This is a genomic window from uncultured Deefgea sp. (assembly GCF_947072475.1).
Taxonomy (GTDB): domain Bacteria; phylum Pseudomonadota; class Gammaproteobacteria; order Burkholderiales; family Chitinibacteraceae; genus Deefgea.
Map to the genome: position 1 here is coordinate 13,089 of NZ_CAMTIA010000005.1, position 16,091 is coordinate 29,179.

20 protein-coding genes are annotated in these 16,091 nt (G+C 52.4%); all 20 read right to left on the reverse strand.

The window, feature by feature from the left end; translation table 11 throughout:
* Positions 1-52: 52 nt before the first annotated feature.
* The 20 genes from Q0V82_RS02965 to Q0V82_RS03060 all read right to left on the reverse strand — a co-directional run bounded on the left by Q0V82_RS02965 (position 53) and on the right by Q0V82_RS03060 (position 16,040).
* A complete protein-coding gene (locus Q0V82_RS02965) occupies positions 53-811 on the reverse strand; it encodes a PLP-dependent aminotransferase family protein (RefSeq protein WP_374758521.1) in 759 nt (252 codons plus the stop codon).
* A 150-nt stretch (positions 812-961) separates the two neighbouring features.
* Positions 962-1,756 carry a DNA adenine methylase gene (locus tag Q0V82_RS02970; RefSeq protein WP_297572545.1) on the reverse strand — a complete coding sequence of 265 codons (795 nt, stop codon included), beginning with the start codon at positions 1,754-1,756 and terminating at the stop codon, positions 962-964.
* A gap of 19 nt (positions 1,757-1,775) precedes the next feature.
* A complete protein-coding gene (locus Q0V82_RS02975) occupies positions 1,776-1,910 on the reverse strand; it encodes a Com family DNA-binding transcriptional regulator (protein WP_297572550.1) in 135 nt (44 codons plus the stop codon).
* Between the two features lie 245 nt (positions 1,911-2,155).
* Complete coding sequence (locus tag Q0V82_RS02980) at positions 2,156-2,650, reverse strand: DUF4376 domain-containing protein (RefSeq protein WP_297572551.1); 495 nt, start codon at positions 2,648-2,650, stop codon at positions 2,156-2,158.
* Between the two features lie 15 nt (positions 2,651-2,665).
* A complete protein-coding gene (locus Q0V82_RS02985) occupies positions 2,666-4,096 on the reverse strand; it encodes a hypothetical protein (protein ID WP_297572553.1) in 1,431 nt (476 codons plus the stop codon).
* Between the two features lies 1 nt (position 4,097).
* The gene (locus Q0V82_RS02990) at positions 4,098-4,667 is read right to left on the reverse strand and encodes a YmfQ family protein (protein WP_297572554.1); all 570 of its coding nucleotides are present in this window, start codon (positions 4,665-4,667) and stop codon (positions 4,098-4,100) included.
* Complete coding sequence (locus Q0V82_RS02995) at positions 4,664-5,734, reverse strand: baseplate J/gp47 family protein (protein ID WP_297572556.1); 1,071 nt, start codon at positions 5,732-5,734, stop codon at positions 4,664-4,666. The genes Q0V82_RS02990 and Q0V82_RS02995 overlap by 4 nt, the downstream gene beginning before the upstream one ends.
* 1 nt (position 5,735) lies before the next feature.
* Positions 5,736-6,092: a phage GP46 family protein gene (locus Q0V82_RS03000; RefSeq protein WP_297572558.1), complete on the reverse strand. Its 357-nt coding sequence runs from the start codon at positions 6,090-6,092 to the stop codon at positions 5,736-5,738.
* A gap of 110 nt (positions 6,093-6,202) precedes the next feature.
* Positions 6,203-6,727, reverse strand: coding sequence for a hypothetical protein (locus tag Q0V82_RS03005; RefSeq protein ID WP_297572560.1), 525 nt, complete (start codon positions 6,725-6,727; stop codon positions 6,203-6,205).
* Positions 6,728-6,832: 105 nt separating this feature from the next.
* Positions 6,833-7,405 carry a phage baseplate assembly protein V gene (locus Q0V82_RS03010; RefSeq protein WP_297572562.1) on the reverse strand — a complete coding sequence of 191 codons (573 nt, stop codon included), beginning with the start codon at positions 7,403-7,405 and terminating at the stop codon, positions 6,833-6,835.
* Positions 7,405-8,532, reverse strand: a complete 1,128-nt coding sequence (locus tag Q0V82_RS03015; protein ID WP_297572563.1) for a phage baseplate assembly protein — start codon at positions 8,530-8,532, stop codon at positions 7,405-7,407. Before Q0V82_RS03015 ends, Q0V82_RS03010 begins: the two co-directional genes overlap by 1 nt.
* Positions 8,516-9,916: a DNA circularization protein gene (locus Q0V82_RS03020; protein WP_297572566.1), complete on the reverse strand. Its 1,401-nt coding sequence runs from the start codon at positions 9,914-9,916 to the stop codon at positions 8,516-8,518. The genes Q0V82_RS03015 and Q0V82_RS03020 overlap by 17 nt, the downstream gene beginning before the upstream one ends.
* Positions 9,917-9,918: 2 nt before the next feature.
* Complete coding sequence (locus Q0V82_RS03025; RefSeq protein ID WP_297572569.1) at positions 9,919-12,072, reverse strand: phage tail tape measure protein; 2,154 nt, start codon at positions 12,070-12,072, stop codon at positions 9,919-9,921.
* A 207-nt stretch (positions 12,073-12,279) separates the two neighbouring features.
* On the reverse strand, positions 12,280-12,612 hold the full coding sequence (locus Q0V82_RS03030) for a hypothetical protein (RefSeq protein ID WP_297572572.1): 333 nt from the start codon (positions 12,610-12,612) through the stop codon (positions 12,280-12,282).
* Positions 12,609-12,983 carry a phage tail protein gene (locus Q0V82_RS03035; protein WP_297572574.1) on the reverse strand — a complete coding sequence of 125 codons (375 nt, stop codon included), beginning with the start codon at positions 12,981-12,983 and terminating at the stop codon, positions 12,609-12,611. Before Q0V82_RS03035 ends, Q0V82_RS03030 begins: the two co-directional genes overlap by 4 nt.
* Before the next feature lie 46 nt (positions 12,984-13,029).
* The gene (locus Q0V82_RS03040) at positions 13,030-14,451 is read right to left on the reverse strand and encodes a phage tail sheath subtilisin-like domain-containing protein (RefSeq protein WP_297572577.1); all 1,422 of its coding nucleotides are present in this window, start codon (positions 14,449-14,451) and stop codon (positions 13,030-13,032) included.
* A complete protein-coding gene (locus tag Q0V82_RS03045) occupies positions 14,451-14,729 on the reverse strand; it encodes a hypothetical protein (protein WP_297572580.1) in 279 nt (92 codons plus the stop codon). Before Q0V82_RS03045 ends, Q0V82_RS03040 begins: the two co-directional genes overlap by 1 nt.
* On the reverse strand, positions 14,726-15,328 hold the full coding sequence (locus Q0V82_RS03050; RefSeq protein WP_297572582.1) for a phage protein Gp37: 603 nt from the start codon (positions 15,326-15,328) through the stop codon (positions 14,726-14,728). The genes Q0V82_RS03045 and Q0V82_RS03050 overlap by 4 nt, the downstream gene beginning before the upstream one ends.
* Positions 15,328-15,750: a gp436 family protein gene (locus Q0V82_RS03055; protein ID WP_297572584.1), complete on the reverse strand. Its 423-nt coding sequence runs from the start codon at positions 15,748-15,750 to the stop codon at positions 15,328-15,330. The genes Q0V82_RS03050 and Q0V82_RS03055 overlap by 1 nt, the downstream gene beginning before the upstream one ends.
* Complete coding sequence (locus Q0V82_RS03060) at positions 15,750-16,040, reverse strand: hypothetical protein (protein ID WP_297572587.1); 291 nt, start codon at positions 16,038-16,040, stop codon at positions 15,750-15,752. Before Q0V82_RS03060 ends, Q0V82_RS03055 begins: the two co-directional genes overlap by 1 nt.
* Positions 16,041-16,091 lie beyond the last annotated feature (51 nt).

The window sequence follows — 16,091 nt, forward strand, 5'->3', positions numbered from 1 at the left end:
GCCATCGTTATTTTTAAGGTACAGCTGGCTTTTTATTGAATCAAATCTTCAATCAAAGACATTTTTTGAGGGTATCGACTGCTGAGTTAATTTGAATATTACTCAGCGATGCATACCCCAAAAGCCAGCCGCTTTTTTTTCTTTCCCCAAAATAAAATTGCGACAGTGGTCGTAGCGCGAGGCCTTGCGCTTGGCCGGCTGCGGTCCATTGCGGTTCGCGCTGATGATCGACTTCAACTGCAAATTGCAAGCCGCCGTTCACATTAACGGTTTGAATCAGCTCGGAGAGTGGTTGCAAGCCAGTGAGCAGTAAATCTCGGCGGCTACGATAGAGCACGCGCATTTGCCGGATATGGCTGGCGAAATGCCCTTGGTGCATAAAATCGGCGGTGACGGCTTGCGCCAGTTGCGGTGTATGGCCGTCAAACGCGGCGCGCGCATTGACAAAGGCCGGGATTAAATCGGGTGGCAAAACAAGATAAGCGATGCGTAATGATGGGAACAGCACTTTGCTAAAGGTGCCGATATAAATCACACGGCCTTGCTGATCCAGCCCTTGCAGGGCGGGGAGCGGTCGCTGATCGTAGCTAAATTCGCTGTCGTAATCGTCCTCAATAATCCACGCATTGTGCTGTGCAGCTTGCTCGAGTAAGGCCATGCGGCGAGGCAAACTCATCATTACACCGAGTGGGTATTGGTGTGAGGGCGTTGTGTAGATTAGCTTGGGTGGCAATAGGGTGCTGGAAAGATCAGTATCGAGGCCATCATGATCAACCGGCGCAGGGATGATTTTTGCTCCAGCGCAGAGCATCGCGTTGCGTGCGCCCAAATATGTAGCGCGGCGCGATTTTTGGCGTGATTTTGCGCGATAAATGGCTTAGGCGTATGTTGCAGCATATACAAACAAATTGCACGATGAATGTCACTAGCCCCGCTTGAACGCGGGGCTTTTTGTTGCGCGTTAGAACAGTCCACCCATCACTTGTGGCTCCCAGTTGCAGATCACCAGCTCTTTGCTGGTCTTCGGTGCGCCGTGGGCGTTGCCGGTGCTGTACTTGATGTCTAGGCCCTCAATCCAAAAACCATCGAACACGCGTCGAATGTCAGGATGGTCATTGATGCTCACCATCACTTTGCCTTTGCAGCTACGCATGAACTCGGCTAACTGCTCGTATTGCTCAAAGCCAAAATCGACACCGTAACCCTCAGTTTGCCAGTACGGCGGGTCGCAGTAGAAGAAGCTATGCAGTCGGTCGTAGCGCTGCATTACATCTTGCCACGCCAAGTTCTCGATATACGTTCCAGCCATGCGCATCCATGCCGCGCTGAGATTTTCTTCAATGCGGCATAGGTTGATTGATGGGCCGGTAGTGGCGGTACCAAAGGTCTGACCATCGACGCGCCCGCCGAAGGCGTGTTGCTGCAAGTAAAAGAAGCGCGCTGCGCGCTGAATGTCAGTCAGCGTCTCAGGGCGTTTCTCTTGTTCCCATTTAAATATTTGCCGACTCGACAGCGCCCACTTGAACTGCTGCACAAAGGTTTCCATGTGGTTTTGGATCACTCGGTACAGATTGACCAGCTCGCCGTTAATGTCGTTGAGCACTTCGGTCTTAGCCGGAACGGGGCGCAGGAAATACAAAGCTGCGCCACCGGCAAATACTTCCACATAACATTCATGCGGCGGGAATAAAGGGATCAGGCGATCTGCTAGACGGCGTTTTCCGCCCAGCCATGGAATGATCGGATTGGCATGCATATAATAGTATCCAGGATGCTCAACGGCGTTCTGGTTCGGAGCTCTTGGCTCTCAGTAAATTGAGTGCCCCGCAGCGGGGGCATTTGATATTTAGTGCAGTGTATTGGCCTTCTGCGAGCTTTTTGTCGCATTGAGCACAGCGGATCGTTTCCATAGTTTGTCGTAAACCCGTTATTGCGCTAGGCTTCGCCCATCCTGTACAGGGTAGCGGCCTTGGCTGAGTTCACTGTCTAGTCAGTGGCTCGGGTTCGATCGAGTGCTACAACACTCGATCGTTCGCCGTCTCATTTCCATCTTTGCTCATTACTAGGCCACAAGCAGGCCAGCGTTTTACATATCAACCTCCGCAACAAACAGCTCTATCTTGGCTAGAGAGAAGCCCAAAAATGGGTTATAGGATCACTTAGGCCAATCGACGATGTACGCCGACAGCGCCTCGCCGCTCAGTTTTTCGACTTCAGCTTTCATGGTGCGCTGTCGATCGTGAATCCGAAACCCTTGATTAAAAATCGCTTGATCATGCGCGGCGTTGAGTTGTTGCAGCTGCTCTAGCGTCATCGGCACATCGACGTTATCGGCATCAGTCCAATAAAACCCATCTGACAGTGCAGGCATTTTGACGCTGTTTTGTAGCCGCGTTGCGACCGCCACGCCGCCGTCCCATGTATGCTCATCGTAGCGAAAGACAAAGCCCTTTTGTTCTTGCTGATCGCGCCAGGCGTTGATCTTTTCAACTACGTTTTGCCGTGTTTGCTCGTCAGTCACAGCTGGCTGCGGTACGCCGCCATCTGCGAGCCATTGCTCGTAGTCTTCCCAAAGTCGATGACCACGCGGAATATGTGCGCCCGCTTCGACATGCAGAATTGAATCAGCACCACTTGTTAATTGATACATATTGATTGATCCCTTTTAAAGTTCAGCATCAGCGATTGCGTGTAGATACCACGTCTGCGGCCCGATTGCAGTGTCAGAATTGTCGAATGTCGCTCCTCGGGACGACGCCGCTAAACAGCGGGCATTTGACGATGTCGCTGACCCAGACCCATTTACCCACTGTCCCGCAGCCCCCAAAGAGCCGGGATTAAACATCTGGATCGCGGGCGTTGCTCGTTTTTCTACCTTAAATTGCCACTGCGCAAGCGGCTGAGAAGAACTTGTCGACTGCCCTTGATACACAATGCTAATCAGACACGCTCCACTTGCACCGACACCATTCATCGGTGCCATCCCCTGCGGAAACGTTTTCTCATAGTAACGCTGACAGAATTGAATTTCAGAATTGATGGGCCGCATCTCAAATGCCGTCGCCACTGCCCCCTGCTCAATCTGCGGCATGCTGAATGTGCCGCCGGTGAAGCGGACAACGGCATTTGAGTTTGCTGACAGAGTGAAAGATGCACCTTTTGCGATAGCAGTACCTGCGACTGTCGCGGTTGCTGTGCCGGTCCAATTGAGCACATACGTACCGCCGATAATATTGGCACCTTCAATCACTTGCTCAACGCCACCCGCTGGCGCGGTCATCGTCATTACCGCACCACTCGCGGCCCAGCTCAGATTTTGGCCCGCCGTCACTACTCGCCAGCGATCAAGTGTGTATTGATTTGCTGCTGTAGTCGCAGCACCCGAGACATAACCGCGCTGATTGATCGTGCCTGCAGCGTTGATCAGCAAATTTCTAAAACTAAACCCACCATCGGTGCCAACTGCAGCGGCCAAAGCGGACATGTTCGCGAGTTGAAGCGTATTAACCGATCGAGCCGCCGTCGGCGCAGTCGAGATCCCACTGAGCGCGATGTCTTTAAAATCACTCGCCGCATCCAATACATTTGTGCCGTCGCAATACACCGGCCAGACCAAGCCTTGCGTGATCGCTACGCCAGTGCCCGCTGCAGTTTTGACGGTGAGTGTGAACGCCCCAGTCGTGCCGTTTTTAATCGTCCAATGCCCAGAGACATTCGGCACCGTCACCGCAATATTGGCAGTTAGCGCGCCGGTGAATTCGATAATCGCAAAGCTAGACTCAACCGCACTCAGATTGACAGTCACACCACCTGCAACTGATTTAACCAGCCGGCCATTCACGAGCAGCTGCGCAAAAGCCGTGGTAGCGGCTTTTGTCGTGTTGTCATTCAATGATGCGGTCTGAAACACCCCAGCGGCACGCAATGCCAGCAAAATTTGATTGGTGGCGGCGCTAGGTGCGATTCCTGCTGCTTGCAGAATGCTTAAATTTTCTGCTTGCATGCCATTGAGCCATGCGGCAGTCAAAATAGTGCCTAACTCAGAACCTGGTATACCGTCACGAAATAAATTATCTGGACTTTGAATTGGCAGCATATTAGCCCCCCGAGTAAGTGAAATCGACGTAGGAAAAAGCAGGCTTTAAATCCGTGAATACGGACTCCAGCACCGGATCGCCAAAAGACAGCAAGCGCTCACTGGCACATGAAACACCTGCTCTAAAATTAAAGGATTGCGTATTGCTACCGCTCACATGGACGCGCCAACACCACATCACATCGGGGTGATAAATCGTCTCGCCAGCACGATTAACGCCAGCCCGAAATGGCTGTGGCTCTTCAATGGCGATGGTGTAGCCCATGCTGGCGGCAAGGTTGGTGAAATACGGAATAGAGAGGCCACCGGTTTCAGCTAGCTTGGCCAATACCGCTTGCAAGCGCTGCTGATAACCCGCTTCAGCCGATGGTTTTAAGCCGCAAACGCGCTCCCAATTGGGCAATAAATCACCGGCACCAAAAGGCGTTACTGCTGATGCAATACGTTTGGCACGACATAAAGCTGCATCAAGTGCAGCACCTTCTGCGGCCAGCTCAGCAGCAAGCTGTGGCTCGTTGGCTTGATACGCAACGGGGGGCAATAAGCGAGCTAATAATTCAGCGTGCATCATGGCAATAAACCGATAGCCACCGCGCCTTGGCGTAGCCATTGCACTTGGTTGGCATCAACAATCGCCAGCACATTGGCCGCAGGTGAGGTAATTTTGGCGTCACTAACCCCTGGCAGCGTCGTGAGCTGGCCGAGTAATTTATTGACCACCATATGATCACCCGGTTGCAGTGCGGCAAAATACGCGGTAATCACGGCGCGGATTTTTGGATCGAGCGCCGCCAGTGTAAAACCCACAACGGGTTTGATTTTTAAATCGAGTGCAATGGCACTGAGCGTTGGAGTAATTACGGCCGTGTTTTTAGCTGTGACCGGGCGTTCGTCATCGATATGGCTTTGCGTACTCGCGAGAACCTCTGGCGAAGGCAAGCCACCGTTAGCGGTGATCACCACGTCGACAGTACCAAACCCTCTGCGCAGGGGGTAAACGTAGGCCGCTGTGACGCCAGGTACTTCGAGCGCCCAGCGTTTAAAGTCATATTGATTGCCACCGGCTGGGGGACGTTGAATCAGATCGAGTAGCCGCGCCAGCATACTGTCATCCGCTTCAAGGTCTGTGCCGCCAGTAATCTCGTTACTTGTTGCGTTACCCGCAACGCCGAGCGGCGGCGATTGCCATGTAAGGGCTTGCCCCGCAACCATTGAGCCAGCTTCACCCGCTAATACGGCGCTGACTGATACTGTTGCTAATCCAGCCCCATTAATCAGTGCCGGTGCTGTAGATCGATAAGCACGGCCATCGGCGTGTTGTAATGTCAGGCCCGTTGGAATAGTTAACCCGGCTTGCCCTGTTGCGGCGACCGTACCACCTGCCGATACCGCCGCTTTGCGAGTGATTTTACGCACGGCGCAATGGCGTTCCAGCATGTCGGTATCGGCGGTATCAGGAAAAATCTGCTGAACAATCCACTCTTGATGCTCGTACAAGCCCTCAATTGCTGACGCAGTACCTGCGGCACGAACTTGTAAGTCTGAAATGCGCGATGGTCGCAAAGGCCCTGTTTTATTTAAAACATCACGCAATAAAGCCGCTTCAATGGCTGCAATACTTGGAATATCTCGCGCCATCTTAACCACCTACCGCAACAGGATGTTGAAACAACTGCTCTTGGCCACCGGCATCAGTGACACGAATCGATAAGCGTAACCAGCCATCATGAAAAGCATCGGCAGTGACATTAATCGCGCTCGCTTCACCCGCGTCGAGCAATGGCTTTAACGCATCGGCCGCATATTGCTGAGCCAAGCGACGAACACGGGGCAGGTCTTTTTCTCGGGCTAATTCATGCAGACGCGAACCCAGTAGCGGATCACGCCACCAGCTTCCTAGCGGTACCATCAAACGCAAGTAAACGGCGTTTTCTAGGGCGCTAGCGCGTTGAATCGGGTCATAGCCACCCGTCATCGGATTTAGTTTGGGTTCCATAGCATCATCATCAATGCACCGCGCCAAAATGACGATTAGCGTGCTTTAAGGAATGGTACGGGCAATAAAAAACCCCATCGGGTGGATGGGGTTCAGTGGGGTGATTTACATCAAGCAGTGACAGGTTGAATGTTACGCTGCCTCATACGTTCAAGCCTGCTTTGACGGCGCAATGCAAGTAATCCAGCGTCAGTTATTTTTTCTTTACGTAAAGTTGTCCACACACGAGCAATTTCAGACCAATCATCTGCACGAGTATCTATCCCTGCAATACTTTTACGTAAAAGATCAAGTTTATTACTGTCACCATCCTGTTCAATAATCCATGCCAGAAGTCCCTTTTGTTCTTCTTTAACAGATTCCCAGTGTGCTTTGGTGCCCATCACAGAGAGAGTCTGGTCGAGTAACCCTATTAGCATAGAGAGCTTTGTTGAAGGGGCGGTAAAGTTATCTTCTTCATCAGTTTTCGCTGGAGCGTTAATCCAGTTTGCTAATGTGCCTGGCAAGCAATCAAGACAAGAGAAAAGCCCTTTTTCACCAATAATTCCATCAAGATCACTCCACGCCCATATTACAATTTCTGCGCGCTCATTTTCAGAAAGAGAGCGGTACCACTCAAGAAAGCTTTCAATCATTTCAAATTCCCCACAATATTAGATTAAGAAAAACCCAAGGCAACAAGACAGTACTACTAATAATAGTGAGGGCTTCCTTACATAAATTCAAGGCCAGATGAAAAGTTAAACCAGCTGATTCGGCTTATTCGTATTGCCCTTAGCATCATTTTCTTTATGGTCATGCCCGTTGTACACGCTGCGCATATTCGACATCGACTTGCCGCCTGTAGCGGCCAGATCGGTAATCTCACCATCAGCTAAAATCTGTGCTGTAGCGTGCACCTTTGGCGTATTGAATACTACTTCTTCACTGGCATTGACCACGTAGCGAACACAGTCAACCTCAACCACGCGGCCTTTGCGGATTGCGACATATGCACCTTCTTGGCTATACATCGCCGCTTCACCATTCTCCAAAAACTTCAGGCGGTATGTGCCATGCTCGGTCGCCACCACAATACTGTGGCTAGTCTTACCGCCAATTGGTAGGGATACGAGCATCGTGCCTTCAGGCGGCATGCTAGTGAAACCGAATTGCTGGAATAACTCGGCGTCGAGCAACTTCTCGCCAGAAAGACCTTCACCCTGTACCAGCATCACTGCGCCAGCATTTTTCACGCCAACAATGCGCCCGCGAAATGCTTGGCGGACTCGCCCCAAGCCTTGTTTGATCCGTTGATCGATTTCACGCCACATTATTGTTGGTATCCAGGTATGTTTAAAATTTGGCCGTTAGAGTCATTCTTACTCCGTCGATGCTTGCGTTTATGCGGGTGTGCGTCGGGGATCCACAAAGCATCTTCTTTCAGCGTCAAATGCGTTACGCTCGGTTGTCCACGGCCGCCGCTTATTTTGCGTGCGGTGCAAAACAAAATTTGGTCGAGCTGGTGGCGGGCACTAACCACATGGACGCGCATGCCTGGTGCCCACGGTTTGCCGTTTGGTGCCCGATGTCCAGTCACCACTCCTTCAACGGTAAAAGCGGCTAAGCGCGAGTCGGCCAGCAGTTTTCTAGCTCGCGTTTGGGCGATGCCTGGGGTATCGGCTTCGTGATCGATGACAATCTTGGGACGATAAACGTGAATCGTCGGGTCTTTTACGGTGGCTTTTAACGTATTCTTACCTTCGCTATTGCCATCCATGCCACCGCCATGCGTTTGGCCAAGCACGGTAATCTGCGATACGCGCCGTGCCAGATCGCGGGTTACGCTCAATGATTCAAGCGGCTGTTGATCGGCCGACAAATCACCGCCACCCAAAATCAACGTACCAACGACGGGTGCAGAATAATCCGGGCCTCCGACAACCAGCGTGCCATTCGGTTCAAACCACGGCCATAGGCCGGCCGCTTCAGCAGCATGTTGCAACGCGTCCCATGCCGTATCGCCGGGCTCAATATTGACTTTATCGGCGCGAAAAGATGACTCAGCGGCGATGCGGACTTGCCTCACGCCAAGCTCGTTAACGATGGTTTTTACAACTTCAGCCAGCGTGGCTTGCTTGGTGGTAAAAATCGGCGCAGAGCAATCCACTAAGATGCCCGCGCCATCGCGGCCGCGAAGGCTAAAACTGTGTTGCTGGCGATCAATTCGTTCAGCAACGCAATCGAGCACGCCCGACAACACCACATCACCACCAAGCATCAAGCGAATCGCCGTGCCTTCGGATAGTTTGGGTGGCACTTGGCCACCGGCCAAGCCCAGCTCTAAACTCCATGCATCGGCAGGGATAAACAGATCGCTATCAACGTCGTAGCGCATCCAATCATCGTGGGCAGTGCCGTTAATGAGTAAAGTAATTTTGTCCTCAGCGCGCATAAGCATTCACCACATCGCCACGTTGCAGATTATTAGGCAAAGTTACCTGCGGATTGAGCCGGGCTAATTCGCTGGCACGGGTGTAATCGCCATACCATTCGTGCGCCAACAAGTGCCAATTACCCGCGAACGGCACGGTGCGTTCAATCAATGGCGGCCGAATCGCGATCACGGCCGAACCTGCCTCTTGAATCGCCAACGCTTGCGACTTCAGCGCCTCAATCACTGGGCGATAAGTAATCAGCTGCTTAGCGGCATCAAAATCAGGCTCGTTGATTTCATCGGGCTGCGGTCGCAATAAGGCAATCGCCGCGTTAATCTCAGTACGCACATCCGCCACCAATTGCTCAACTTGCTTGGGCGTTAAAATCGGCGCTAATTCACGCTCAGTGTTTGTTGCAGTGCTGGCGGAAATACTCGCGTTTGAATTTGCACTATTTACGTTGCCGCTGGGCACTTCGGGACGATTAATCGGTGCACTCGGCTTAGCGCGAATCGCGGCACCGCGCCGGACTTCATCCACCATAATCTGACCAGCACTACTGGCCAAAATCGCCGCGCTCACCGTGCGCTGGAAACGCTCGACCGATCGTACATCACGCGCTTGTGGCGCAGTGCCGCTTTTTTCACGCTGCCAGTTTTTAAACAGATTGCCAGGCATGCGGCCCATGCGTTTAGCGTTATCCAGCAAGCCTTTCCAGCTGCCGAATAAATTCTTTGGATTAAATCGATTGCCGGTACTCAGTACCCCAGATAAACCATCAATTAAATCACTGGCAAACGCACGCGGCATATCAATGACATCGGTTACCGAACGAATCGCACCCGCCACCATCGATTGCACGCCAGAGAGGGTCTCGGTCATTAAAGTACGGGCGCTTTGGATCCGCTCCAGCACCCCCGATAAACTAATACCTTCAACTTCTGCCGCCAAGGCATCGGTTGCAGCGGCCAGCACCGGCTCATCACTGAGCATTGCCGCTTCAGCGATCAATGTAGGCGATTGCCGAATAAACAAAGGCGTTGGCGTTGAGGCTTCTAAAAATGTGATTTTGATCGCGACATAGTCAGGATCTTCAGCCTGAAAAGTCGGGCTCCAATCCGTCGGCTGAGCCCAAATACTGCCCCAAACGGGGTGCTTTAACTCACCAATGCCTTCCATAGACAAAGCTTGAGTCAGATCCATCAGCGGCGTTTCGTAATCATCGCCCCAAAAAGCACACGTCAAATGAAAGGTGCGCTCTTTTAAACCCAAATCTTCGGTTTCAATACCAGGGCGATACGGGTAAGAATGCTTGGCCACATCATGGCCGCCGGTTTCTTCACAAGAAATGACCTCCAGCGCAACATTGCGAAAGCTGGCGTCTTGTAGATTGTCTTTCCAAGCCATGATTAGAATCTCTTTTCTTTGATGACTTGCCATTGGTTCATTTGCGCGACGATGTTGCCGTCTTTGACTTCGACAACGACCTTGATCGGGGTTGTCAGTAACGATTGCAATTGCGCTTCACGGCGTGAGTCAAACTCAGCTTGCTTGCCAATGAATCCATCCAACCATTTTGATAAGCCAACCAAAAAATTAGTCTCGGTGCTTTTATCTTCTTTTTGAGCCCACGCAGTCACACCGGCCATAACACCTAATGGTGCAACGCCTGCGGCAAATGGCCCTACAGCAGGCGCCGCAGCAGCTGCTACGCGCGAAAACACACTGGGTGCCGCCTCAGTTGCCGCAACCTTGCCACTCGCACCCAAAAAACGCTGCAGTAGCAGCAGTGTCCCTGTAACTCCTCCTGCAGAAGCGGCCACTTTTCCCGTCTCAATCGAGCCACTAGTTGCCGTCGCAAACAGCGGGTTATCACGTGCAAACCGAGTCCACCAGTCAGCACCATCACCCACAACACCATTCACACCACCCAGCGCTTTTTGTTTTGCAATGGCATTTTCATTAGCTGCTTGCTTAACCTTAAAATCATCGGTCGCAGCAATCGTCTGAAAGTTAGCCTCGCCAGTACCAGCTGCATTAGGTAGTTGCTTTTCAATCCCTTTCACGTAGTCACGGTTGTTCATCAACGCAACCAACGCCATTAAAGCTTGGCGATCTTGAATCACCTTACCAATCGCCGAACCTTGTAAAATATCGGCCATGCCATTCATCGCGTCTTGCTTTTCTACACTTTTCGTCGGTGCGCTAGCAGCCTGCTTTTTCAATTCAGCAAAGCGCTTATCTTTTCCAACGACGTGATCCACAATCCCCACAAAGGCATCCAGGCCATCGGTGCCTTCACTGCGCGCTTTTGCCAAGGTGCCAGGAAGATCAATGTGTAATTTTTTTAAGTCTGCCTTGGTATCATTTGAATTGATTTTGGCCAACAAATTGACCAAGTTATTACCTGCCTCATCTTTGCTACCAGCGGTGATTACGGACGCTTGATTAGCCGCAAGTAATTTGGCAAAGCCCCCCATCCCAGACAATCCTGCTTGCTTACCTGCGGCCATTTGCTGAGGCAACCACTTGGCCATATCTTTCAGTTCAAAGCCACCTTTTTGCCCCGCCATAATCGCCATATCCAGCGCCTTTGGAAGCTCGGATTCTTTAATCCCAAAGGTTTGCATGCCACGGATTGCAATATCACCCAATGCCTTTGGATCAGCCCCCGTTGCCGTTGAAAATTTCTGCAACGTGGGCAATAAATTCATTGCCGACTTTTGGCTTATCGCGCCAGAGGCGAGTAAGCCATCCAAGGTTTCTGCCGCATCTTCACGTGTACCACCCCCAGTGCGTACCGAATGAACAATCGCAGTATCTAACTCTTTCATTCCAGCCTGACGACCCGCTAAATTTTTATCGGAATAAGCGGTATTACTCATCATGGCCAAACGACGGTCATAGCTCATTGTCTCGCCAATGGGGCGGCTGGCTGCGTAACCTCCAGCAATAACGCCGCCCCCAACAGCCATTGCCGTATTACCCATTCCACCACCGCCAGTACTTTGCCGAGTTTGACGGACAATTTGTTCTTGTTGCCGTTTCATCGCTTGTAAATCAGTCGTTGTCCGACGGGCTTGGGTGCTAACGCCAGCAAAAGCGCGCTGTTGGGCGGTGGCGCTTGAAGTCGCGGCACGACTTACGCGGCGATAGGCCGCCTCGGTTTGGGTGATTTCGCGTTGAATGGCATTTTCAGCACGCACACTGGCCTGCTCACGAGACTGAGCGGCGCGCTCAGACTGCCGAGCTTGATCGGACACGCCGCGATTAAATACCTGCGCCGTTTCACGATAGGCACGTTGCGTTTGGGTTTGTCCATCTTTGGCTGAGCGTGCGGCACGCTCGGCTAATGTACTGGCGCTGCGCGACTGATCGGCCACGCCGCGATTAAAAACCTGAGCCGTTTCGCGATAGGCACGTTGCGTTTGATTTTGGCCATCTTTGGAAAAACGGGCGGCACGCTCGGCGAGCGCATTGGCATTTTGGCTGACTTGTTTGAGTACTGAGGAGGCCTGATCGACCGCCTTCAGTAGCATGGAAACTTGCAAATTACCGGACATCACGCTCTCCTGAAGCATTGACCCCATCGGGGTGCATGCGCTGTTCACTTGGCTTGCGCCGCAGCGAAGTCACTTTACGCACACCATCGGCATTAGATGTAGGGGATGGCTTTGCAGGACTTGGCGAAACCAGAGATAGTAAACTGGCGAATCGCACCTCGCTCATCGCCAGCACTTCAGTGCGGCTAAATCCCAGCCGCATCACACTTAGCAGGGCAAGTTCGATTCCGTGACGACGCTGTTCGATTGCAGCCGCTTTTTTTTAAGCGCTTGCAGCTCAGTCCATAGCACGTCGTAATCGTCATCCACCAACACCGTTGCCAACCATTTTGGCTCTTGCACTTGCTGCAAAGGGATTTCACCCAGTTGGGTCAAACAACGCGCAAGAATTCCGACATTGAGCGCCAGACCACCACCATCGGGCAGTTCATCAAACACCGCAATATTGTCGGCCATCGTCGGTAAGCGCAGTGCAAAATCACTATGTAACTGACCGCCAAACTCTACGCCGTATTTGAGCCGCTGCTTGGCTTGTATCATTCTTGCACCTCATCCATTGCGGCGATTTTCAAATCGCGACGGCCTTCATTGTCGACCGAGTACTTCTCGGATTTTTCTAATACGATGCAATCGCGATACGTGGTGCGTTTGCCACCTTCGGACACGGGGAAAATCGTAATCTTCGCGCCTTCGACGGCCAACCAATCGAGATCGCCCGATAGTGGGATCACCACCGTAATACTCAAATCAAAATCCATCACGCCTTTGGCATAGCCGCGTGGCTTGCCAGTGCGATTCATTGTTTTGACTAACTTGCGGCCAGTCTTAGTGGTCGCGGTTAGATCAACCACTTCGACCTCCTTACCATCGACTTCCAGCACAATCGCGCCAGCGAATTCTTCTAAAGCCATCTTTAGCCCCTTGTTTCAAGGGCGGGCAAATGCCCGCCACATCACATTACAGATACAAATCAATCCGGCCCGCGAACACATGCAAGCCATTCACCACATCACACGGGATACGCGCATTGAGTCGATTCGGGTCTTGGCTGTCGCGTTCGACCAGCAATTTGCCTTTGTTCTCGGTCACTAGCTCAACGATTTCGAGTTCTTCGAGCTTGGTCAATACGTCGAACAGCTCGCTCCAAACGCGTGGCGCAGTGCGTTGGCTGAGCTTTTCACGAGGGAAGCGCAGGCTAATGCGATCACGGCAAGCGCGGCGCACATAATCCAGCGTGCGAATCGTCGTCAGGTCAAACAGACTGATATCGATAATCCCTTGCGGGTCTTTGGTGTACGTTGTTACCGCACGCACGATATGCACTTTTTCACCGGGGCCGACTTCGAGTGGGGTTACGCCATTGTTCAGCGCGTTTTCCTGCTCGGTGCGGCCTAAGCGATTGGCCAGTGGCGGTGCCACAATGCCGGTTAATGCCAACGTGTTCAGCGGCCGCGCTGGGTCTTCTTCAAAGGCAATCACTGCGGCATATGCTGCAGCGACTTCCCACGGCAAGCTGATCGTGCCAGGCAAAAGCGCACAAGTGATGCGGCCGCTATTAATCGTCGTGGCCAGCGTAGTGGATGCGGCTAAAGTGCCGGTAAATCCATACGCAGCTACTGCACCACGCTGCTCAAGTGCCGCAGAGACATTGTCCAAATGGGTACGCAATTTAGTTAAATTGGCGCTGTCATTTAAACTCGTGCCGATCACATGATGACCCGCCGAAAAAATCGCGCTGAGTGCCGTTTGAAGATCAGGGTCGGTTGCACCGGCAGCCATTGGCGTTGCGACCACCGTTAAGCCGGTTGCCTGCCATGCACTAGCAGAGACTTTGATCTGATTGCCAAGCGTGCCTTTGTTTTTCGCGGTTAATGTCACTACACCTGCAGCCGCAATCGCCGAAACCGGTAGATCAGGTAACGCGTCTAAAGCTGCTTTAAGTGCGGTGGCTTCGGTTGCAGCGGTATCCCCCACAGAAACGGGTAAATCAACACGGCAATCCGCAATCCAAAGCGTGATCGTGCCAGCGGCCGTCGCCGTGCCGGTGAAGGTAACCGTGCATGATGCTGCTGTACCCACCGCATCATCCAAGGCGACACAACTCAGCTGCAAATAAGGATTCGCGGCCAATGCGGCGGCGGCCATGCTATGCAGATGTGAGCCCCGCCCAAAAAACGCACCAGCATCGGCATCACTAAACACATCGGTAGGCACGCCCGCCAGCACCGAGCCAGTGGCAAGGCGTTGACCGATGAGAACCAGCTTCTGCAAATTGCCTGGCAAGGTGCGAACAGCTAGTTTGGTGTTAAATTCAATGTATTTCCCTGGCTTGCGGATGCTGCTTGGGATGGAGTCAAAACTAATATTTGGACTGGCCATTATTGCTCTCCCTCGGTGGCGTTCGGTTTACGGCGGGGTTTAACATCAGTTGGCGCGGACTCAGCCACAACCGCCACGGCTTCGGCAACATCGGTCACTGCGGTGGTGGATCGCTCTGCGGCTAAATCCTCATCCGTCGCCAGTCGCAAATCTCCATCGGCAATTCGGCGGTGGTAATAGGTATCGTCAGCTACCTCGACGACTTTGGCGTCGGTGATGTAGCGACGCGGGTTGTCGGCCATTGGCACTTGGATGCCTGTTTGAGCAATGACTTTCATTCTTCAATCCTCAGGGTAATTAAATCGGAATCATCCACCACTTCATCGCCAGGCTTTAAAACAAAGTCCAGTTTGATTGAGGTCAAATCGCCGGCTGGCTTGCTCAACGTTTCGATGTAGGCAGTATGAAATTGTTGGGCATACACCGACATGCCACGCTGGCCACCATTGATCCCCAAAGACCGTAAGCGCCCAGGCTTCAAATGCTGCACGGGCAAGTTGAAATCTTGGTTCATCAATACTCGGCGCACATCCGTCAATAATTGATAACTACCGACTTCAAAATGCCCACCAACCTGCACGCCGTGCCGTGCATCGCGTTCGCCACGCAGATTGCGCGTGGCCACGATCACCGACCAAGTGAGTGGTATCAGCCATTTTTCTTTGCTAGTGCCATACGGTGTAGGCTCGCCGCCACCTTCACAAAACAGCCATACGGCCGGTAACTGGCGAACGCCTTCAGCCCATTCCGCATCCAGCTCACCGCCATACGTTGTTACGAGCGGCTTGTAGCCGCCTGTTGGCAACTGGGTTTTCAGCGCATTAAGCATCTTGTCTTCGAGCTGGGCGATGATGGTAGGGGAAGTTGGCGCGCTCATTAGTAATCGCTCAAGGTGTCGCGGCTAAATACCCGCACACCGCCAACAATATGCACATCATCACGGGTGACTGGCGTTTGCGTACTCGGCAGGCCAAAGCTAACCTCACCTCGCGAAATGGCTTTGAGTAGCTTTTGCGCGTCTTCGAACCGGCGCAGAATAATGCTGGATTCATTGACGTCATTGCCCGCCAAACGATAACGAGCAATATCGCAGCACGCACCAACCAGTACGCGGGGGACGTTGGCCAAAGGCAAACTGTAGCGACTCGCCACCCAGCCATCGATTTCTGCAGAGGCATCCAGCAAAGCCTGATCCAGCACCACGTTATCAATGAGGCCGAGGCGATCACGGTCGGTGAGCATGATTAGCTCATTGTCACCAAAACGTGAAGCCATATCGGCGCGGGTGGCGTAGGCCATTATTTAGCCGCTTCTTTTGTGCCAGCTTTCTTGGCATCATCAACCGCTGCAGCTTGATCGGCTTGATCCGTGCCAGCGCTCGAATCATTCTTAGGCGCTTCTATGACTGACGCTTCATTTGGCGCATCTGATTGTGGGTTGAATTCAATCGCATTGCAGGCGATCAAAGGCGCGGCATCTTCTTCTGGTAGCTCAATAATCGAACCGATTTCAAAACGCTTCTCAACAAAACGACCATCAACGGCGATGCCATAATTAATGGGACTGAGGACTTTAAAGCTAAAACGCATGGTCTTTTTCCTTTATTAAAGAGCTCTGGTGGGGCAAGCCCACCAGCGCGC